At 33.1% G+C, this 19,283-nt stretch carries 21 protein-coding genes; 17 read left to right on the top strand and 4 right to left on the bottom strand.

All coding sequences use genetic code 11. The annotated features are described in order from the left end of the window. Nucleotides 1-19 precede the first annotated feature (19 nt). Nucleotides 20-1,036: a 2-hydroxyacid dehydrogenase gene (locus tag JOD96_RS10365; RefSeq protein ID WP_209564198.1), complete on the top strand. Its 1,017-nt coding sequence runs from the start codon at nucleotides 20-22 to the stop codon at nucleotides 1,034-1,036. A 63-nt stretch (nucleotides 1,037-1,099) separates the two neighbouring features. After that, nucleotides 1,100-1,711: a hypothetical protein gene (locus tag JOD96_RS10360; protein WP_209564197.1), complete on the top strand. Its 612-nt coding sequence runs from the start codon at nucleotides 1,100-1,102 to the stop codon at nucleotides 1,709-1,711. A 46-nt stretch (nucleotides 1,712-1,757) separates the two neighbouring features. On the opposite strand, the gene JOD96_RS10355 is transcribed toward JOD96_RS10360, so the two are convergent. From JOD96_RS10355 to lysS, 3 genes are all read right to left on the bottom strand, one after another. Next, a complete protein-coding gene (locus tag JOD96_RS10355; protein ID WP_209564196.1) occupies nucleotides 1,758-2,063 on the bottom strand; it encodes a type II toxin-antitoxin system RelE/ParE family toxin in 306 nt (101 codons plus the stop codon). Continuing rightward, the gene (locus tag JOD96_RS10350) at nucleotides 2,048-2,281 is read right to left on the bottom strand and encodes a hypothetical protein (RefSeq protein WP_209564195.1); all 234 of its coding nucleotides are present in this window, start codon (nucleotides 2,279-2,281) and stop codon (nucleotides 2,048-2,050) included. Before JOD96_RS10350 ends, JOD96_RS10355 begins: the two co-directional genes overlap by 16 nt. Nucleotides 2,282-2,374: 93 nt before the next feature. Beyond that, nucleotides 2,375-4,078, bottom strand: a complete 1,704-nt coding sequence (gene lysS, locus JOD96_RS10345; protein ID WP_209564194.1) for a lysine--tRNA ligase — start codon at nucleotides 4,076-4,078, stop codon at nucleotides 2,375-2,377. Between the two features lie 406 nt (nucleotides 4,079-4,484). Between lysS and JOD96_RS10340 the strand changes: the two genes are divergently transcribed. The 10 genes from JOD96_RS10340 (at nucleotide 4,485) to JOD96_RS10295 (ending at nucleotide 12,687) form a co-directional block, all read left to right on the top strand. Then, the gene (locus JOD96_RS10340; RefSeq protein WP_209564193.1) at nucleotides 4,485-5,210 is read left to right on the top strand and encodes a hypothetical protein; all 726 of its coding nucleotides are present in this window, start codon (nucleotides 4,485-4,487) and stop codon (nucleotides 5,208-5,210) included. 105 nt (nucleotides 5,211-5,315) lie between these two features. Continuing rightward, complete coding sequence (locus tag JOD96_RS10335) at nucleotides 5,316-6,071, top strand: hypothetical protein (RefSeq protein ID WP_245188387.1); 756 nt, start codon at nucleotides 5,316-5,318, stop codon at nucleotides 6,069-6,071. Nucleotides 6,072-6,076: 5 nt separating this feature from the next. Continuing rightward, entirely contained in the window at nucleotides 6,077-6,781 is a 705-nt protein-coding gene (gene lipB, locus JOD96_RS10330) for a lipoyl(octanoyl) transferase LipB (RefSeq protein WP_209564192.1), read from the top strand. Nucleotides 6,782-6,802: 21 nt separating this feature from the next. Further along, complete coding sequence (locus JOD96_RS10325) at nucleotides 6,803-7,618, top strand: AraC family transcriptional regulator (RefSeq protein ID WP_209564191.1); 816 nt, start codon at nucleotides 6,803-6,805, stop codon at nucleotides 7,616-7,618. Nucleotides 7,619-7,651: 33 nt separating this feature from the next. After that, nucleotides 7,652-8,551 carry a helix-turn-helix domain-containing protein gene (locus JOD96_RS10320; protein WP_209564190.1) on the top strand — a complete coding sequence of 300 codons (900 nt, stop codon included), beginning with the start codon at nucleotides 7,652-7,654 and terminating at the stop codon, nucleotides 8,549-8,551. An 86-nt stretch (nucleotides 8,552-8,637) separates the two neighbouring features. Beyond that, nucleotides 8,638-9,477 carry an SDR family NAD(P)-dependent oxidoreductase gene (locus JOD96_RS10315; protein ID WP_209564189.1) on the top strand — a complete coding sequence of 280 codons (840 nt, stop codon included), beginning with the start codon at nucleotides 8,638-8,640 and terminating at the stop codon, nucleotides 9,475-9,477. A 139-nt stretch (nucleotides 9,478-9,616) separates the two neighbouring features. After that, the gene (locus JOD96_RS10310; RefSeq protein ID WP_209564188.1) at nucleotides 9,617-10,204 is read left to right on the top strand and encodes an NAD(P)H-dependent oxidoreductase; all 588 of its coding nucleotides are present in this window, start codon (nucleotides 9,617-9,619) and stop codon (nucleotides 10,202-10,204) included. An 85-nt stretch (nucleotides 10,205-10,289) separates the two neighbouring features. Beyond that, a complete protein-coding gene (locus tag JOD96_RS10305; protein WP_209564187.1) occupies nucleotides 10,290-10,865 on the top strand; it encodes a Crp/Fnr family transcriptional regulator in 576 nt (191 codons plus the stop codon). 64 nt (nucleotides 10,866-10,929) lie between these two features. Further along, entirely contained in the window at nucleotides 10,930-11,670 is a 741-nt protein-coding gene (locus JOD96_RS10300) for an SDR family oxidoreductase (RefSeq protein WP_209564186.1), read from the top strand. A 165-nt stretch (nucleotides 11,671-11,835) separates the two neighbouring features. Next, the gene (locus JOD96_RS10295) at nucleotides 11,836-12,687 is read left to right on the top strand and encodes a nuclear transport factor 2 family protein (RefSeq protein ID WP_209564185.1); all 852 of its coding nucleotides are present in this window, start codon (nucleotides 11,836-11,838) and stop codon (nucleotides 12,685-12,687) included. Between the two features lie 93 nt (nucleotides 12,688-12,780). Here the strand turns inward: JOD96_RS10295 and JOD96_RS10290 are convergent, their stop codons facing one another. Next, the gene (locus JOD96_RS10290; RefSeq protein WP_209564184.1) at nucleotides 12,781-13,446 is read right to left on the bottom strand and encodes a ribonuclease HII; all 666 of its coding nucleotides are present in this window, start codon (nucleotides 13,444-13,446) and stop codon (nucleotides 12,781-12,783) included. 170 nt (nucleotides 13,447-13,616) lie between these two features. On the opposite strand from JOD96_RS10290, the gene JOD96_RS10285 reads away from it, so the two are divergent. The 5 genes from JOD96_RS10285 (at nucleotide 13,617) to JOD96_RS10265 (ending at nucleotide 19,238) form a co-directional block, all read left to right on the top strand. Then, nucleotides 13,617-15,584: a putative porin gene (locus JOD96_RS10285; RefSeq protein ID WP_209564183.1), complete on the top strand. Its 1,968-nt coding sequence runs from the start codon at nucleotides 13,617-13,619 to the stop codon at nucleotides 15,582-15,584. Between the two features lie 48 nt (nucleotides 15,585-15,632). Continuing rightward, complete coding sequence (locus JOD96_RS10280; RefSeq protein WP_209564182.1) at nucleotides 15,633-16,994, top strand: pyridoxal-phosphate dependent enzyme; 1,362 nt, start codon at nucleotides 15,633-15,635, stop codon at nucleotides 16,992-16,994. 80 nt (nucleotides 16,995-17,074) lie between these two features. Continuing rightward, on the top strand, nucleotides 17,075-17,557 hold the full coding sequence (locus tag JOD96_RS10275) for a 3'-5' exonuclease (RefSeq protein ID WP_209564181.1): 483 nt from the start codon (nucleotides 17,075-17,077) through the stop codon (nucleotides 17,555-17,557). A 78-nt stretch (nucleotides 17,558-17,635) separates the two neighbouring features. After that, complete coding sequence (locus JOD96_RS10270) at nucleotides 17,636-18,922, top strand: DUF2851 family protein (protein WP_209564180.1); 1,287 nt, start codon at nucleotides 17,636-17,638, stop codon at nucleotides 18,920-18,922. An 88-nt stretch (nucleotides 18,923-19,010) separates the two neighbouring features. Continuing rightward, the gene (locus tag JOD96_RS10265; RefSeq protein ID WP_035659873.1) at nucleotides 19,011-19,238 is read left to right on the top strand and encodes a PspC family transcriptional regulator; all 228 of its coding nucleotides are present in this window, start codon (nucleotides 19,011-19,013) and stop codon (nucleotides 19,236-19,238) included. The last annotated feature ends 45 nt before the right edge of the window (nucleotides 19,239-19,283 follow it).

Raw genomic sequence — 19,283 nt, 5'->3', positions numbered from 1 at the left:
AAATAAATATTTTCAATCTATGAACTCCATTTCCAATACTGGTAAAATTGCCTTTTTTTCGACACAGCCTTACGATAAAATATTCTTTAATAAATACAATGATTTTGATTTCGAATTGGATTTTTTCGAAACACAGCTTAATCCCCAAACCGTAACCCTGATTCAGGATTGTGCAATTGTTTGTGTATTTGTCAACGACATTATCAATGAAACAGTAATTAAACAACTAGCAGAAAAGAATGTCAGCATTATTGCACTTCGCTGTGCGGGTTTTAACAATGTCGATTTGGAGGCAGCAAAAAAATACAATATAAAAGTCTGTCGTGTTCCGGCTTATTCCCCTCAGGCAGTTGCAGAACATGCCATGGCAATGATTCTTACTTTGAACAGAAAAACGCATAAGGCCTATAACAGGGTTCGGGAACAAAATTTCTCTTTAAACGGATTATTAGGATTTGATTTATTCGGAAAAACAATTGGAATCATCGGAACTGGAAATATTGGAAAAGCTTTTGCTAAAATTGCTTTAGGTTTTGGCTGTAAGGTTTTAGCCTATGATATTGTTACAAATGATGAAATGATAAAAGACGGCGTTTCTTTTGTAACGTTAGAAGAAATCTTTAAGTCTGCAGAAATAATTTCACTTCACTGTCCGTTAAACGATCAGACAAAACATATCATCAACGAAACATCCATTTCCTTTATGAAAGATAATGTTATGATTATCAATACAAGCCGCGGCGGATTAATTGAAACGGCTTGTGTAATTGAAGGTTTAAAACAAGGTAAAATTGGATATTTGGGAATCGATGTTTATGAGCAGGAAGAAAAGCTGTTTTTTAGAGATCTTTCCGAAAATATTATTCAGGACGATAATATCCAGCGCTTAATGAGTTTTCCGAATGTTTTGGTAACAGCGCATCAGGCGTTCTTTACCAACGAAGCCCTGACGCAAATTGCTTTGGTCACTTTTAATAATATAAAATCATTGCTGACAGAAAATGATATAGAAAACAAAGCTGCATTATTGGTTTAGAAAAATCTGGTTTTTGGTTTTTATTATATGTAAATTTAAGTGACAAATTAAAAATTCGAAATCATGAAAAGTAAAATAACAATAGCAATAACCATTCTGATATTATATTCCTGTCAAAATAAAAGTGATCAAAATAAAGGGAAATCAAACAATATCATCAAAACAATTGCTGAGGATACATTATCTAAAACAGTCGCAGGAACAGCAAATTTAAGCAATGCACCTGTTAAGGATCGCAAAGCAGTGAAGTTGATTCAAAAGCAATTAAAGGTTTTACTAAAGAAAGATTTACCGGCAATGAGCAAAGAAGACCGATACTTTTACTATGAAGCTTTTGATTTAAACAACGATAAGAAGAACGAATACTTTGTAGGTTTCTCTAACTCGTATTTCTGCGGAAGCGGTGGATGCTCCGGTTATATTTTAAACAACGACGGAAGTTTAATTAATTCATTTACCGTAACCGATTTTCCTATTCATATAACTACATCAACGACTGAAAATTTTTATGATTTAATAATCAAAAGCGGAGGAAACCTGCATCAAATAAAAATGAAAAACGGAAAATACCCATCAAATCCATCTGTTCAGGAAAAATGGAAAGGTGATGTTCCGAAAGAAAGTACTAAAGTTTTGGATATTCAGGGAAAGAAATTGGAGAAGTATTCGTTTTAAAAGATAAACCTCGACAGGGTTTAAATCTGTCGGAGTTGTTATATCATTACCTCCTTAGTATTTTAGAAAGTATTTCTGGATTTTGCCTATTATCCCAAAATGCTATGACAATTAATTCTTTTGTAGTTATTCTATAAAATATATTATAATGCCCTAATGTGGAGGTTCTAATATCTGGAAAGGCAGTTTTAATATAAATTTCAGGATTGTTCGCTAGAAACTTAACTCTTTGTGTTATTTCCGTAACTAACTTTCTTGAATAAGTTTTTGATTTATTCCTTTTATTCCAATAATTCAGTATTTTTCTTCTTTGATTTACAGCTGTATTAGTCCAAGTTATTCTGACAGCCATTCCAAATCTTCTTTATCTAAATCTTCTTGAGAAATAACTCTTCCATACTTTATATCTTCTTCACTTTCTCTCAGCATATCCAATTCATATTGTTCAAATTGATAAACCTCTGAAGTGTCTGCATTTTTTAGAAGATTTCTAATTTTCTCTAACAGGCTAACATCTTCAACATTTTTTAGTTTATCAAATATTTCTAATTTTATTTCTAAAGTACCCATAATACACAGTTTTCATTAATCAAAGTTATGTAAATAAAACGAAAAACCCGATAAGTTATAAACCTATCGGGTTGTATTTATAATAAAATAAAATTACTGCACCAATTCCACAAATTTGAACTCACCTTCAACAGCCACTTTAGTCAAACCGTGTTTAGATAAATTTTTCATAGACGCATCCCATTTTTTACCGCTTAAATTTGCAGTAATTTTTAATTGCTGAAGATCCATTTTATTCTCATTTCCTTTCAGTAAATCAACGATAAATTTCTCTTCATCAGACAATTCAATCTGAGCTTGTTTTTTCTCCGGGCGCATTTGCGGGAACAATAAAACTTCTTGAATAGAGGCATTGTTTGTCAAGTACATAATCAAACGGTCCATTCCAATTCCCATTCCAGAAGTTGGCGGCATACCATATTCCAAAGCTCTTAAGAAATCTTCATCGATAATTCCGTTTGCTTCATCATCACCTTTTTCAGACAAACGCATTTGGTCTTCAAAACGCTCACGCTGATCAATCGGGTCATTCAGTTCAGAATATGCATTTGCGATTTCCTTACCACAAACCATCAATTCAAAACGCTCTGTAAGTTCAGGATTATCGCGGTGCTCTTTACAAAGAGGCGACATTTCTTTAGGATAATCAGTAATAAAAGTTGGCTGGATATAATTTCCTTCACATTTAGCTCCAAAAATTTCATCGATCAATTTTCCTTTACCCATCGTTTTATCCACCTCAATTCCCATTCCTCTGGCAGCTTCATACAATTCCTCTTCGCTTTTTCCGGAAATATCAAAACCAGTAAAATGTTTGATAGAATCTGTCATCGTAACACGAGCATAAGGCGCTTTAAAATTGATTTTGTGCTCACCAAAAGTAACTTCACTTGTTCCGTTTACGGCAATCGCACAATGCTCAAGCAAACCTTCTGCAAATTCCATCATCCAGTTGTAGTCTTTGTAGGCTACATATATTTCCATAGCGGTAAATTCAGGATTATGCGTTCTGTCCATACCTTCATTTCTAAAGTTTTTAGAGAACTCATAAACACCTTCAAAACCACCAACAATCAATCTTTTCAAATACAATTCGTTTGCAATACGCATGTAAAGCGGAATATCAAGCGAATTATGATGCGTTGTAAAAGGACGCGCCGCAGCACCACCCGGAATAGGCTGTAAAACCGGAGTTTCAACCTCAAGATATCCTGCATCGTTAAAATAACCACGCATAGCGCTAAACAGCTTTGTACGTTTGATAAAGTTTTCTTTAACTTGCGGATTTACCGTTAAATCTACATAACGCATTCTGTAACGCAATTCAGGATCATTAAAAGCATCGTGTACATTTCCTTCTTCATCAACTTTTGGCAATGGCAGCGGGCGCAATGTTTTACTCAAAAAAGTAAAACCACTCACTCGAATACATTTTGCACCAACTTGTGTGGTAAACAATTCTCCCTCAATACCAATAAAATCTCCTAAATCGGTTAATTTTTTAAAAACCTGATTGTATAGCGTTTTATCATCACCTTCACACAAAACATCACGATTAACGTACAATTGTATACGGCCTTCGCTATCCTGCAATTCAGCAAAACAAGCTTTACCCTGATCACGAACGCTCATTAGACGTCCCGCAACGATAACCTTCTTACCTTCTTCAAAAGACTCCTTTATTTGCTTAGAAGTATGATTTACAGGAAAAAGATTAGCAGGATAAGGATTGATTCCTAAGTTGCGTAAGTTTTGAAGTTTTTCTCTTCGAATGATTTCTTGTTCAGATAAGGCCATTATATACTGTTTTTTAAGTGCGCAAAGATAAAGAAAAGAATGTAGATTTCAGAATGCAGATTTTAGATTTTTTCAAGACCATTTGTCACGCTCCCGAAGCTTCGGGACACTATATCTTTTTTGTCTCGTTCTCCAAACGAGACAAAAAAGGATACCTCTTCTATCGGGGCTATGTTAGAGGTTTTAGTTTTTAAAAGAAGTTATAGATGGGGATGTTGACACAATCTTTGTCATCCTGGGGAACGAAGAACACACGCGAAACTCCGCATGCAAAATCGCCAATTTTTGTCGAGCTTCTAAGTGATCCTTCGTTCCCCAGGATGACAAGATTATGTGCAAAAAATATTTCTGTAAGAAAATTAAAGAAAACCTAAGTATCTTAGCAACTCAGAACCCTTCTCAAAAAATGAAATTCATAAAAGCCTTTTTACTTCTGTTTTTAGTTTCAAGCTGTCAGGTAACAGAAACCATTACAATAAACGCAGACGGAAGCGGAACTATTGAAGCTGTTGAACTTCGTGAAGAGAATAGCTACATGCAATTGGCCGGAGATCAGTATTCCAGAGAAGATGTGTTTCAGGATACAACTTATATATTTAAAGATTACATTAAAAAATACAACGAAACATTTTTAAAATACCAATTAGCAGAACAGCAGTTGTTTGAAAAATATCAAAATGTAAAAGTTCAAATCAAAAAGAGTTCTTTTGAAAAGGAATTCAGAACGGTATTTAATCAAAATTTCAATACAGTTTCTGAAATCGCTGATTTGTATAAAACGGAAGATTATGCTGATGATATCAGAAACAATTATGCTTTAACGGCTGAAAATCATTATTATAAAATTGAATACAATTTTAAGGAAAAAGTTTTTAGACGATTAGTTTCAATTACAAATCCGATAGAGTTTCAAAATGCAAAAGACTGGTTTGCAAATATGGATCCTAAATATAAATCTTTAAAATTGACACAAACCTATACATTACGCTATCATTTTCCGGGAAAAATCAAATCCGTTTCAAATGAAAAAGCAATTCTTAGTTCTGATAAAAAATCATTAATCTTAGAATTTCAGCTTTCAGAATGTTTGCAAAATCCTGAAATGACGAGTTTGGAAGTGGTTTTAGAATAAAATCGGAATATAAAAAGAGATCTGTAGTCAATCGACAAACCTGCAATAAAAACTCAAAGTCTTAAAAATAAAATACTCTTCGTATCTTTGATAAAAAATAAAACCATGATAAAATTATATAAATTACTTAGTTTTTCTTTTTTATTGGCAGCGCTTACAAGCTGCACTTTCACAGAAAACATTTATATCAACGATAATGGCACCGGAAAATTTTCTGTAGACATGGATGGTTCTTCTTTAATGGCAATGGCCGGCGACCAGATAGGAGATCAAATGGGAGCTGCTGCCAAAAAGGATATGGATTCGACTTTTACTTTCAAGCAATTATTTGAAGAGAAAAAGGATAGTATTGCAAAGCTTTCTCCTGAATCTCAAAAAGAGCTCAAAAAGATAGAAAACTTCGTAGTTCACACCAAAATGAGTGCTGAAAAAAAAGAGTTTGTAATGAACCTTTCTACAGATTTTAAAAATGTAAACGAATTACAGGATATATTACAAACCCTGAGCACTTTTCAAAAATTAGAAAGTGGCGGTAAAAGTAATCCTTTCGGAAGTAATTTTGGCAACAATAACAGTAAACTGAGTTATACATATAACGGAAAGAAATTTGCACGTACGGCAGTAATCGACCAGCAAAAACTGGCAGAAAAAGCCAAAGACACTGCGCCGGATATGTCTAAAATGATTTTTGCATCGTCAAATTATGTTATAAAATATCATTTTCCAAAAAAAATAAAAAAAGTTTCTAATCCAAATGCTTTATTTAGCGAGGATAGAAAAACAGTTACAATTCAATACCCTTTTACGGATTATATGGAGAATCCTGACAAACTTAACTTTGATGTGGAGTTTGAAAAATAATTAAAATGAATAAAACAATTCAACTTCAAGATTTAGGAAGTAAAGATTATAAATCGACCTGGGAATATCAGGAAGAACTTTTTAAAGACATTGTCGATTTAAAAATAAAAAACAGAAGAGAAGAACTTGATCTGCCAACGCCAAATTACTTGCTTTTTGTAGAACATCCACATGTGTATACTTTGGGAAAAAGCGGTGATTTAGAGAATCTTCTTTTAAACGAAAAACAATTGGAAGCTAAAGGAGCAACCTTTTATAAAATCAATCGTGGCGGAGATATTACGTATCACGGACCCGGTCAGATTGTTGGTTATCCGATTTTGGACTTAGAAAATTTCTTTACCGATATTCATAAATACCTGCGTTTTCTGGAAGAGTCTATTATCCTGACTTTGGCAGAATATGGCTTGAAATGTGGGCGCAGCGAAGGCGAAACAGGCGTTTGGCTGGATGTCGGAACTCCGTTTGCCCGAAAGATTTGTGCACTAGGTGTGCGTGCTTCACGCTGGGTAACCATGCACGGATTTGCGCTAAATGTAAATGTAGATTTAGGCTACTTTGATAATATTATTCCGTGCGGAATTCGTGGAAAAGGAGTTACTTCCTTAAACGTAGAACTTGGTGTAGAAAAAGTAGATGAAGAAGAAGTAAAGTCTAAAATCTTAAAACATCTGACTGAATTGTTTGAAACAGAATTTGTTTCGAAATAATGCATTATAAATAGAAATAGAATGAAAAATTCTGAAGAAAATAACAATTACAGAATTGCTGTTCCTTCAGAATTTGAATCTGTTTTTTCGCATTTCTATTTTGCCGAAAATAAAACAGATCTTGCAATTACAAAAACTTTATTGCCAAGCTTTCAGACGATTTTGATTTTTACTTTTGGAGCAAAAGCCTATTTAAAATCACAAAACAATACTGTTCTTGAAGCAGAAAAATGTCTTGTTTTAGGACCGATAAAACAAGCTTTTGATTATACGTTAGAACCCGGTTCAGAAATTCTTGTGGCAAATTTTAAAGAAGATGCCTTCTATCGCTTTTTTGGGAATGCCCTTTTGATACATTCACTGCCCGTTCATCCTGATGCTTTAATAGCCGAAAATTGTTTTCATGCATTGTGGGAAGAATTAAAAATGATCCCGGATGCCAGACAACGCGTATCTGTTATATTAGACTTTTGCAGGCCCTATTTGAGGGAACAAAATGCAATTACCACACTTTTGGCCGATTTTAAAAATGAGTCTCTGAACCCCATCAAGGCCATTGCCTCACAAACCAACCAGACTGAACGAAATATTCAGCTCAATCAAAAAAAGTTTTTTGGTTACACTATAAAAGAAGTTACCAGATATGAGCGTTTTTTAAAAGTGATTGAACAGATTCAGCAAAATATTCAGAAAAAACAAAAAACAGACTGGCTGCAAATTGTAGAAGAATGTGGGTATTATGACCAGAGTCAGCTTATTCATGATTTTAAATATTATATGAATTTGTCCCCAACCAAATTCCTCAAATTTCAACAAGAAATTTGCAGCGCTAAATAAATAGAGTTTGTTTGAATTTTGTAACTTTGTGACATGGAGAAAACAGAAACTATAGAAGATTTTTACCGTTCCAAGCTCAATTTTATGCCCGATAATCTTAAAAAAGAAATCGGTCATTTTAATATATTTAAGCTGGATGATTTTGTGGGCTGCAATGCAAAACCTATTCCGTACAGCCGTAAAGATTATTTTAAGATCAGTTTGATTATCGGTAAAAACAGAGTACACTACGCTGACAAAATTGTTGAGATCGAAGAGCAGGCTTTACTCTTTGCAAATCCTCAAATTCCGTATAACTGGGAACAGCTGGAAGAACATCAGACCGGTTTTTTCTGTGTGTTTACCGAGGCATTTTTTCATCAGTTTGGGAATTTAAAAGAATACCCGGTTTTTAAGCCAAACGGAAATTTTATCTTTGCTGTAAATAAAGAGCAAACAGAAAAAATAAAGCTGATTTACAAACAGATGATAGAAGAAATTAACTCTGATTATGCCTATAAATATGATGTTTTGCGTAACCTGGTTTTTGAATTAATTCATAGTGCAATGAAAATGCAGCCCGCAAATCTTTCTGTAAATCAGCATTCAAATGCTTCGAGCAGAATTTCCTCCTTGTTCCTGGAATTACTGGAAAGACAATTTCCGATAGAGAATTCAAGACAGCGTTTTACCTTGCGTTCGGCAGCAGATTTTGCCAATCAATTAACCATTCATGTCAATCATTTAAACAGGGCTTTAAAAGAAACTACTCAAAAAACAACTTCAGAAGTAATTGCAGAACGTCTTTTGCAGGAAGCCAAAATACTTCTAAAACATACCGACTGGAATATCTCTGAAATTGCTTATAGTTTGGGATTTGAAGAGCCAACACACTTTAATAATTTTTTCAAAAAAAATATTCAGCTTACTCCGAGACAATTCAGAACTGTTTGAATTTTGTAATTAAACGTTTGAATTTCGTTATCACGGGCCTTTACTTCTGACCTAATTTTGCCTTGTAATTAAAACAATAATAAATTATGGAAACTAAAAAAGTATGGTTTGTAACAGGAGCTTCAAAAGGTCTGGGGTTAATCCTGGTTCAGAAATTATTAGCAAATGGTTACAGAGTTGCGGCAACATCAAGAGACATAAATGCACTGACTAAAGAAGTTGGCGTAACATCAGATCAATTTTTGCCGTTAGAAGTAGATCTTGTAACCGAAAGCAGTGTTAAGGATGCGGTTGCCAAAACAATTAACCATTTTAAAACAATTGACGTTGTAGTAAACAATGCCGGTTATGGACAGGTGGGCACACTTGAAGAACTTTCTGATGAAGAGTCAAGACGCAATTTTGATATAAATGTGTTTGGTTTATTAAATGTCATTCGTAACACAATGCCAGAGTTTAGAGCCAATAAATCAGGTCATTTTTTTAATATTTCTTCTATTGGAGGATATCACGGCGGTTTTCCGGGCTGGGGAATTTATTGTTCAACTAAATTTGCTGTAGCAGGTCTTACAGAAGGTTTAAGGGCAGAAGCAAAAGCATTTGATGTCAATGTAACTTTGGTTTATCCGGGTTATTTCAGAACCAGTTTTTTAACAGGAGATTCTATGGGATTGCCAAAAAATCCGATTGCAGATTATGAAGAAGCGCGTCAGTCAGTAATAGCGCATCAGAATGAAATTAACGGTAATCAGCCCGGAGATCCGGAAAAAGCTGTTGATGCCTTAATTCAAATCAGCAATGAAAAAAATCCACCATTGCATTTATTCTTAGGAGAAGATGCCTATAATATGGCAAATGTAAAAATTAAGGAAGTTGAAGCTGATTTAGAAAAATGGAAATCAGTAACAATAGCAACTGCTTTTTAATTCAAACTAAAATTTTCAAAAAATTCCTGATCATTTGGTCAGGAATTTTTGTTTTAGAGAATCACAGATTTCGTTTTCTTACAATTTTGCCCGAGACTGGCATTTTACATTTGTCATGTTAATCTTTAAAACTTAAAACATGAAAAATTTAATCATTTATGCACATCCAAATTCAGGTAGTTTAAATCATTTTTTCAAACAAACTATTCTGGAAACCCTTCAGGAGTCCGGAGAAGAAATTGAAGTTCGTGATTTGTACGAAATTAATTTTAACCCTGTTCTCTCTTTGAATGATATGAATGGGCAACGAATGGGAAAGGTGGCGCCGGAAATACAGACAGAACAGGATTTTATTACCTGGGCAGACCGAATAATTTTTGTCTATCCGATTTGGTGGACCGGAATGCCTGCCATAATGAAAGGATATATCGACAGGGTTTTTAGCTACGGATTTGCTTACCGTTATGATAGTGGAGTTCAAAAAGGATTGTTGACCGGCAAAAAGACTATAATTGTAAATTCTCACGGAAAATCAAATGCAGAATATGAAGCATCGGGAATGGATAAGGCTTTGGCACTGACTTCTGATACCGGTATTTTTACTTATTGTGGCTTAGACATCCAGGCTCATTATTATTTTGATAAAGCAGATCGTGCTTCTGATGAAAATATAGAAGAATGGAAAAATCAGATTCAGATCGCTTTTGCCGCAGTTTACGAAAGCTGAATCTTTGTTATTGATGTAAAGGTCAAAAAGTGTATTTTTATTCGTAATTAAAAAAGAATATTACTACTTGATATTTATACGATAGATGGAATTTACAGATCGAAAATCAATCTTAAAGTGTTTGGCCCTTCCAGAAAAGGAACTCGAGGAATTGCTTGATATTTCGTCACATAAAAAAATCAACAAAGGAAGCTGTTTTATTACTGCAGGACACATACCCCGAAAGATGGCTTTTGTTGTCAAAGGGTTATTTAGATATGTTTATGTTCATGAAAATGGCAATGAATTTACTAAAAGTATTATTACTGAAAATAATTTTATCAGTTCTTACTCAGCTATGATTCATAATAGTACTTCTTATTTTTCTATTGAAGCTCTGGAAGAAGCTGAAATTTTAGAAATTGATTATCAATGCTGGTTGGAAGTAAAGGAAAAGAATCCTTTTTGGAATATTTTTTTGCTCAAAATCCTTGAAAAAGCTTTTTGCATAAAAGAAAAGAGAGAAAGAGAATTGCTTCTTTTGGATGCTGAAAAAAGATACAATTTATTTATTACCGAATTTCCAAATTTAGAAAATCGAATTTCACAGCAAATCGTGGCTTCATATTTAGGAATTCAGCCAGAGTCGCTTAGCCGGTTGCGAAGAAAATATAAAACTTAACATAGGTCAATGTATGGCCATCGTACAGCTATTATTTTTGAAACATAATTTAAAATTAAAAGTTATGGAAATTTCAAATAGTACTGTTGTTGTTACAGGAGGAAGCTCTGGTATTGGACTGGAAATGTGCAAACAGCTGATCGAAACAAAAAACAAAGTCATAGCCTGTTCGCGTTCTTTAGATAAGCTCGCTTTGGCAAAAAAATTACTGCCGGATTTGATTATTTATCAATGCGATATTTCGCAAGAGCCCGAATGTGTTTCTTTTGTAGAATGGATAAGAAAAAATTATCCAGAAACGAATGTTCTAATCAATAATGCTGCAATTGTAAGCAATACTCATTTTACTGAAGATGAAATGATCCTGGAAAAAATGAATGATGAGATAGAGACAAATTTAATTGCACCAATCCGTTTGATAAAACTATTATATCCGATATTAATTAAAAGCTGTAATTCTAAGATTATAAATATTACGACAGGATTAATTTACGTACCGAGAACAATTTATACATTTTATAATGCAACAAAATCGGGCTTGCACTCCTTTACACAAGTTCTGCGCGATCAGCTTAAAAATGAAGAAATTCAAATAATTGAAGTGATGTTTCCTGCAGTCGATACTCCATGGCATAAAGGCAATCCTCCCAAGATCGCAATAACACCGGAAAGAGCTGTTTCTGAAATGCTAAAAAAAAATGCCGATGGTAAGACAGAGATAAGAATTGCTAAAGTAAAACTGTTGTATCTGATTTCCAGAATAGCCCCTAAGTTTGCTTTGAAAAAAATAAATAATATAAGTTAAGATCTTATTGTTTTTATTCAATCCGGAGATAAAGATGTTTCTTAAAATGCTAAGATTTTCAATTGAACCACAAATTATAAAAAAGCTGTTATTTTCTAATGTTTTTATGGTAAATTTGGTTTTATACTTTAATAAAAATCTTAACTAAATCTAATTTAGCAGCTTATGAAAAAAATCTACTTTATCTGCTTCCTTTTTGTGCTTAATAATCTTGTGGCTCAAAAGAAGGATAAATTATATCCGATTTCGGTTTATGAAAAAGTATGGCAGGAACGTAATAGTGACACAAGATTAAAACTGATAAAAACAATTTGGTTAGAAGACAGTACCTTCGAAGATCCTTCTGCGTCAATAAAAGGATCATCAGCATTTAATAATGTTATAAATGAGTTTTACAAAAAAAATCCGAATGCTGTACTTACTTCAGGTCCAAAAGTCGTTAAAGATAATTATGTAAGCTGGGACTGGAAAATTTTTGATGCAAACAATAAACTGATTATGACAGGCCGCGATTTTGCCAGATTAAATGGTAAAGGGCAGGTGGCAAAAATTATAGGTTTTTGGAATTCTGAAGTTGTACAGCCGGAAGTGGATACTTTGAAAAATCTTGAAGCTGATAATTTTAAAGTAGTTGCACAATATTTTGAATGCCTGTTTAAAACCAGAGATTTTACAAAAATGGCAACTTTGATTGAGGATGGGGCGATTTATAACCAGGCGGAAGGATTGCCTTACGGCGGAACTTATGTGGGGTTTAATGAATGGACAAAAATGTATGCAAAATCGGCGGAGTTTTTTGAACTGCAAATAGAAAAAGAGCCTGTTTATTTTAGCGATGCTACCAAAAATGAAGTAATTATATATTTTACCATAAACTGCAAGGCAAAAAAATCAGGCAAAAACCTTTTGATGCCAATTTCTGAACATTTTGATTTAAAAAACGGAAAGATTACTGCCATTCGTCCATTTTATTTTGATACGAAACAATTTGCAGAATTCTTAAAAAGCAGGAAGTAATAAGTCAAATTGGTTTCTCACCTGATTTTGGATATAAATTCAATTTCGTTCTGTATAAGTACAAAAAAGACTTATCGTTGGATAAGTCTTTTTTTATTGGCAGAAATCAAGTTCCAGTTGCTCAGGCAAGAGCCTAAAACTCATTCGGTGATATTTTGTAGTTCCAAATTCTCTAATCGCTTCGCGGTGTTCCCTCGTTGGATACCCTTTATTTTGTTTCCAGTTATACATCGGGAATTCTTCATGAATACGGTCCATATATTCATCACGATATGTTTTTGCCAGAACAGAAGCTGCGGCAATACTTAAAAATTTCGAATCCCCTTTTATGATACTTTGGTTGGGAATTGATTTTAATAATTCTATTTCAGTTATAGAAAATTGTTTTCCAAAAGAATTTTTCATTCCCAGTTTTGCATTCAGGGCACGATTACCGTCCACGATAATAAATTCGGGTTTGTGATGTAATTTTAAGATGCATTCCTGCATTCCCTTCATAGAAGCGTTGAGAATATTGATTTCGTCAATTTCTTCTGCATGCAAGTGCGTCACAGAAAAACAGACAGCATGCTGTTCTATAATAGGTTTTAGCTCCTCCCTTATTTTTTCAGACAATTGTTTACTGTCATTTAATATTTCATTATTAAAATCAGGAGGCAAAATTACTGCCGCAGCCGTAACAGGACCTGCTAAACAACCACGTCCGGCTTCATCAGTACCCGTTTCTAAATGATATCCGGAAAAATTTAACTGGAGCATTCTTCTTGAATTTAAAAAAGCAAATATTATAAAATTTTCTGTAAAAACCTTCGTTTCATACTATTTACTATTACAATAGTATAAATTGTAGTGTTTTTTTATTTATACGTTTTTATCTTTTACCTTTGCTCAACAAATTTTTGCCGAATAACTATATATAAAGCTATCAAATGAGAATATTCTTTTTTCTATATCTATTAGTCGTACCAACATTATTATTTTCTCAGGAAAAAAATACGTCTAAAAACAATTTGGATATGAATACAAAATATTCAAGTATTACCGATACCTTAAAAAAGAAAAAAGCTAAAATTGCTACTATAGATCAATACCAGATCATTACTCTGGAGCATGACACAACCTATGTTGATACATCTTTGACCATAAAAAGTGCTTACAGACAAAACTACCTGAGAAAAGACAATTTTGGACTTCTGCCTTTCTCTAATATCGGACAAACCTATAATACATTACAATATAGCCTGACTGATTATTCTCCTTATCCTGAAATTGGATTTAAGGGAAAACACTTTAATTTTTTAGAAGCAAACCAGATTCAGTATTATTCAGTAGCAACTCCCTTAACAGAGCTCTTTTTCAATTCAACAATTAACAAAGGGCAGAATGTAGACTCTTTTATTACATTAAATACCTCAAAAAATCTTAATTTTTCTTTGGCATACAGAGGTTTACGATCAGAAGGTGATTATATAAACCAGCTGACCAGTACAGGGAATTTTAGGATGACAACCAGCTATTTTACAACTGACAGAAGATATATTCTAAATGCACATTATACTTATCAGGATATCCTGAATGAAGAAAATGGAGGAATAACAACGCCTGAGGATTTCGAAAGCGGAGACAAGAATTTTGCCAATCGTCAGCGATTGCAAGTATATTTAACTGATGCTGAATCTTTTTTAAAAGGAAGACGTTTGTTTTTTGATCATGGTTTCAGAGTAAATCCAAAAGAAGGAAGCAATAATTTGTACGTAACTCACCAGTTCAACTACGAAAATAAATTTTATGAATACAATCAGCCAACTGTAACTTCTATAGCTGACAATACTACAATTCTGAGATTTGGAGAATCGTATGTTACCAGTGGCATTAAGGATCAGACCCGTTTTGAAAAACTATACAATAAAGCAGGTCTTGCTTACGAAAATATACTTTTAGGTAAATTTAATTTTTTTATTGACGATTACAGATCAAATTATAAATACAACCGTATTATATTGGGTGACGAAGGCGTTAGGATACCTGATAATTTGTTCCTGCAGATTAACAACGTAGGAGGGCAGTACGAGTATCAAAAAAATAAATGGAATGGTCGTTTTTTGTATACCAGATCAATTACAAACCAGTCCCTGTCAGATTTAGACGCAAAATTGAGATATGACTTAAATGATAAAATCAAATTCGACTTTAGATACAGAAACATTAATAAGCTGCCAAATAACAACTATAACCTATATCAAAGCAGCTTCTTAAAATACAACTGGTATAATAATTTTAAGAATGAAAAAATAAACACCCTTAGCGCAAATGTTTTTACGCCATGGTTAAATGCTGAGGTTCAGTACACTGTTTTAAAAGATCATCTTTATTTTGCAGATGTTTCTAATCCGGCAGAAAAAGATACCCTTACTCAGATTATAAATCCTGCACAATACGGGAAAGTGATAAATTATTTATCTGTAAAAGCAAGCCGTGAATTTAGATTCGGACGTTTTGCCTTAGATAACACACTTTTATACCAGAAAGTAGATCAGTCAGATTTAATTTTAAATGTTCCTGATTTCGTTACAAGAAATACCTTTTATTATTCAGGATACTTTTTTAAGAAAGCATTATATATACAGACGGGAATTACTTTTAACTATTTTACAGAATATTATGGTAATGACTATAACCCGGTTATTGGAGAGTTTTTTGTTCAGAATGAGAAGAAAATCGGAAACTATGCCAACTTTGATTTTTTTGTGAATGCAAGAATTCGCCAGACAAGATTTTATTTAAAAGCAGAACATTTTAATGCTGCTTTTTCAGGAAACAACTATTACTCAGCTCCTAATAATCCGTATCGTGATTTTGTTATCCGATTTGGTTTAGTTTGGAATTTCTTCCAATAGTCTAGGTACTGTTTCAGTTTTAAAAACCAAATATTAAATTTAAATACAATGGACTTTTCAAAAAATATTTTAGAAACAATTGGTAATACGCCATTGGTGAAGCTCAATAAAGTTGTTGCTGAAATTGATGCACTGGTATTAGCAAAAGTCGAAACTTTTAATCCGGGAAATTCTGTAAAAGACAGAATGGCCGTAAAGATGATTGATGATGCAGAAGCAGATGGCCGCCTTAAACCCGGAGGAACTATCATTGAAGGTACTTCTGGAAATACAGGAATGGGATTGGCACTTGTTGCAATTGTAAGAGGGTACAAATTAATTTGTGTAATCTCTGATAAACAATCAAAAGAAAAAATGGATATCCTTCGTGCCGTAGGCGCAAAGGTAGTGGTTTGCCCAACAGATGTTGAACCAACAGATCCAAGATCATATTATTCAGTTTCAAAACGTTTGGCCGAAGAAACACCAAATTCATGGTATGTAAACCAATATGATAATATGTCAAATTCTTTGGCACATTATGAGCAGACCGGACCGGAAATCTGGAAACAGACAGATGGAAAAATCACACATTTTGTAGTTGGAGTAGGAACAGGAGGAACAATTTCCGGAGTTGGAAAATACCTGAAGGAGAAAAATCCAAACATCAAAATTTGGGGAATTGATACATACGGTTCAGTTTTTAAAAAATACCATGAAACGGGAATTTTTGATGAAAATGAAATTTACTCTTATATCACAGAAGGAATTGGAGAGGATATTTTGCCTAAAAATGTTGATTTTTCTTTGATTGACGGATTTACAAAAGTAACAGATAAAGATGCAGCTGTTTACACCAGAAAAATTGCATTGGAAGAGGCTATTTTTGTGGGAAATTCTGCCGGGGCCTGTATAAAAGGATTGTTGCAGCTTAAAGAGCACTTTAAACCCGATGATGTGGTTGTTGTACTTTTTCACGATTCAGGAAGCCGTTATGTAGGTAAAATGTTTAATGACGACTGGATGCGTGAACGCGGATTTTTAGAAGAAAACGTCACAAAAGCAGAAGATGTTATAAAAGATCATATTGATAAAGAATTAATTGTTGTTCGTACAGAAGAACTGGTTTCGCACGCAATTGAGCGAATGCGTAAATATAAAATTTCGCAAATCCCTGTGGTAGATATTAATGGATTTGTGGGTTCTGTTGATGAAACAGACTTGTTTAGAAGTTATGTAGCAGATAAAAATGTTGCCGAAAAACCAATTAAGGAAGTAATGGGAAAACCTTTTCCTATTGTTAAAATGGGAACTCCGATAGAAGAAGTTTCAAAATTATTTACAAAAGAAAATGATGCTGTTTTAATTGAGCTCGAAAATGGTAATCACCATATTATCACTAAATATGATATTATTGGATCTATAAAATAAGATTACGTTTAAATAAACCTTTTAATCCATAAATCTAATTAAAAGTTAGGTTTATGGATTTTTTTAGCTTCTCATAAAATATGAATTTTATTGCCATAGATTTCGAAACTGCAACAGCTTATCATCCCTGCTCAGTTGGAATTGTCACTGTAGAAAACGGAATGATAGTAGATGAGTTTGTGAGTTTGATCAAACCGCCCAACAATGAATACAATCCTTTTACAATTCGTGTACACGGAATTTATCCCAGAGATACTGTAAATGCAAAATCTTTTTTGCAGGTCTATCCAGAAATTGAGAAAAGACTAAGAAATAAAGTTATTGTAGCACATAATGAAAGTTTTGACCGCAATGTTCTTATTAAATCAATGGCGTTACATGGCTTGCAATACGAAGATTTAAATATTGCCCCTAAATGGGAATGCACGGTTAAAATTTATAAAGCAAGAGGGCTAAAACCTACTAAATTAAGTGATTGCTGCCGTGAAATGAATATTCAGTTAAACCATCATGAAGCACTTTCTGATGCACGTGCCTGCGCAAAATTATATATGTTGAAATAATTCCAGATATATTTTGTAAGATTAATATTATTTTATTTATTTTTAAGTTTTTATGAATTAATATATAAAGGCCTAAAAATGAAAGAAGATTTTCTTCATTATATCTGGAAGTTCAGGAAGTTTGAAACGTTGAACCTGAAAACTACTCAGGATGAATCGCTCACAATTATTAAAGTCGGTGAATATTTAGAACTTTCGGGTCCTGATTTCTTTAATGCACAAATTATTATAGGAAATCAAAAATGGGCTGGGAATGTCGAAATTCATTTAAAATCATCTGATTGGTATCTGCACGGTCATGAAAAAGATCCTGCCTATGAAAATGTGATTTTGCACGTCGTTTGGGAGCACGATACAGAGATATTTAGAGAAGATAATACTGAAATACCTGTTTTGGTTTTGAAAGATTATATTTCTTCTGAAACAATAAATAGCTATTATTCATTAGTAAGCCCTAAGTCCTGGATTTCATGCGAAAAGGAAATTTCCCGAATAGACAGTTTTGTTTTTGGGAATTGGCAGGAACGTTTGTTTTTTGAACGCTTAGAGCGCAAATCAAAATTTGTATATGATTTGCTCGAAGAAACAAATCAGGATTGGGAAGCAGTTTTATTTTGCTTGCTTGCGAAAAACTTTGGCTTAAATACAAATGGAAATACTTTTCTGCAAATAGCAAGATCAATTCCATTCTCTTTTATAAGAAAGGAAAGTTTTGAAATCGAAAATCTGGAAGCATTACTTTTTGGAACTTCAGGATTATTAGATGCCGATAAACAAGATGTTTATTTTAACGATTTAAAATTCAGGTATTTTTATCTGCTCAATAAATATCAGTTAGAAAAAGTGTATATAAATCCGCTTCAGTTTTTTAAACATCGCCCTGATAATTTTCCCACAATCAGACTCTCACAATTAGCAGCCTTATATAGCAGCCATCAGAATTTATTCTCCAAAATAATTACGTTAAAATCGGTTAAAGAAGTTTATGAATTATTAAACGTGTCTGCAAGTCTGTACTGGAGCAACCATTATCAGTTTGATAAAGAAAGCCCAAAAAAAGCAAAAGCATTATCAAAAGCATTTATAGATTTGATTATTTTAAATACAATTATTCCGATTCAGTTTGCTTACTCAGAAAGAATGGGAGAATCAGTTTTTGAAGATCTGATTGCTTTTATGAAAGAAGTTACTCCTGAGAAAAATTCGATAATAGAAAAATTCGATTCATTTGGAGTTGTATCTAAAAATGCATTTCAAACCCAGTCCTTATTACAGCTTAAAAATGAATTCTGTAATCTGAAAGGATGTTTAAAATGCGCAATAGGAATGGAATTACTCAAAAATGATTACTCATCTATGAATTAGAAATAAAAAAATAGCAGAAGTAGATAATTAGATAATTTGTATTTTTGTCATCTTGAGTAAAATAGGAAATCTAAAATCTAAAATCAACATGTCAGCTATTATAAAACTTAAATTCTTTTTCGAAAAATATGGTTTTCACGTATCTTCCAGATTAGCTGATAAGCTGGGAATGCGGGTAACTAGTGTGAGATTGTTTTTTATCTACATTTCCTTTGTGACTGTAGGTCTGGGGTTTGGTGTCTATTTGACACTGGCATTTTGGATCCGGTTAAAAGATTTAATAAGAGCAAAAAGAACTTCGGTTTTTGATTTATAAAAAAAACTCCAAATTTTCATTTGGAGTTTTTTATGAAATAACACA

Source organism: Flavobacterium sp. 1355 (assembly GCF_017833415.1).
GTDB lineage: Bacteria > Bacteroidota > Bacteroidia > Flavobacteriales > Flavobacteriaceae > Flavobacterium.
The sequence above is the reverse complement of the archived record's forward strand: the minus strand, read 5'-3'. Positions and strand labels throughout refer to the sequence as shown.

What these genes read in the sequence shown, in the direction of transcription:
- JOD96_RS10300 (WP_209564186.1), top strand. Translation starts at nt 10,930, where the DNA reads ATGGAAATTTCAAATAGTACTGTTGTTGTTACAGGAGGAAGCTCTGGT.
- JOD96_RS10275 (WP_209564181.1), top strand. Translation starts at nt 17,075, where the DNA reads ATGAATTTTATTGCCATAGATTTCGAAACTGCAACAGCTTATCATCCC.
- JOD96_RS10295 (WP_209564185.1), top strand. Translation starts at nt 11,836, where the DNA reads ATGAAAAAAATCTACTTTATCTGCTTCCTTTTTGTGCTTAATAATCTT.
- JOD96_RS10365 (WP_209564198.1), top strand. Translation starts at nt 20, where the DNA reads ATGAACTCCATTTCCAATACTGGTAAAATTGCCTTTTTTTCGACACAG.
- lysS (WP_209564194.1), bottom strand. Translation starts at nt 4,078, where the DNA reads ATGGCCTTATCTGAACAAGAAATCATTCGAAGAGAAAAACTTCAAAAC.
- JOD96_RS10265 (WP_035659873.1), top strand. Translation starts at nt 19,011, where the DNA reads ATGTCAGCTATTATAAAACTTAAATTCTTTTTCGAAAAATATGGTTTT.
- JOD96_RS10285 (WP_209564183.1), top strand. Translation starts at nt 13,617, where the DNA reads ATGAGAATATTCTTTTTTCTATATCTATTAGTCGTACCAACATTATTA.
- JOD96_RS10340 (WP_209564193.1), top strand. Translation starts at nt 4,485, where the DNA reads ATGAAATTCATAAAAGCCTTTTTACTTCTGTTTTTAGTTTCAAGCTGT.
- lipB (WP_209564192.1), top strand. Translation starts at nt 6,077, where the DNA reads ATGAATAAAACAATTCAACTTCAAGATTTAGGAAGTAAAGATTATAAA.
- JOD96_RS10325 (WP_209564191.1), top strand. Translation starts at nt 6,803, where the DNA reads ATGAAAAATTCTGAAGAAAATAACAATTACAGAATTGCTGTTCCTTCA.
- JOD96_RS10335 (WP_245188387.1), top strand. Translation starts at nt 5,316, where the DNA reads ATGATAAAATTATATAAATTACTTAGTTTTTCTTTTTTATTGGCAGCG.
- JOD96_RS10270 (WP_209564180.1), top strand. Translation starts at nt 17,636, where the DNA reads ATGAAAGAAGATTTTCTTCATTATATCTGGAAGTTCAGGAAGTTTGAA.
- JOD96_RS10305 (WP_209564187.1), top strand. Translation starts at nt 10,290, where the DNA reads ATGGAATTTACAGATCGAAAATCAATCTTAAAGTGTTTGGCCCTTCCA.
- JOD96_RS10320 (WP_209564190.1), top strand. Translation starts at nt 7,652, where the DNA reads ATGGAGAAAACAGAAACTATAGAAGATTTTTACCGTTCCAAGCTCAAT.
- JOD96_RS10280 (WP_209564182.1), top strand. Translation starts at nt 15,633, where the DNA reads ATGGACTTTTCAAAAAATATTTTAGAAACAATTGGTAATACGCCATTG.
- JOD96_RS10310 (WP_209564188.1), top strand. Translation starts at nt 9,617, where the DNA reads ATGAAAAATTTAATCATTTATGCACATCCAAATTCAGGTAGTTTAAAT.
- JOD96_RS10290 (WP_209564184.1), bottom strand. Translation starts at nt 13,446, where the DNA reads ATGCTCCAGTTAAATTTTTCCGGATATCATTTAGAAACGGGTACTGAT.
- JOD96_RS10315 (WP_209564189.1), top strand. Translation starts at nt 8,638, where the DNA reads ATGGAAACTAAAAAAGTATGGTTTGTAACAGGAGCTTCAAAAGGTCTG.
- JOD96_RS10355 (WP_209564196.1), bottom strand. Translation starts at nt 2,063, where the DNA reads ATGGCTGTCAGAATAACTTGGACTAATACAGCTGTAAATCAAAGAAGA.
- JOD96_RS10360 (WP_209564197.1), top strand. Translation starts at nt 1,100, where the DNA reads ATGAAAAGTAAAATAACAATAGCAATAACCATTCTGATATTATATTCC.
- JOD96_RS10350 (WP_209564195.1), bottom strand. Translation starts at nt 2,281, where the DNA reads ATGGGTACTTTAGAAATAAAATTAGAAATATTTGATAAACTAAAAAAT.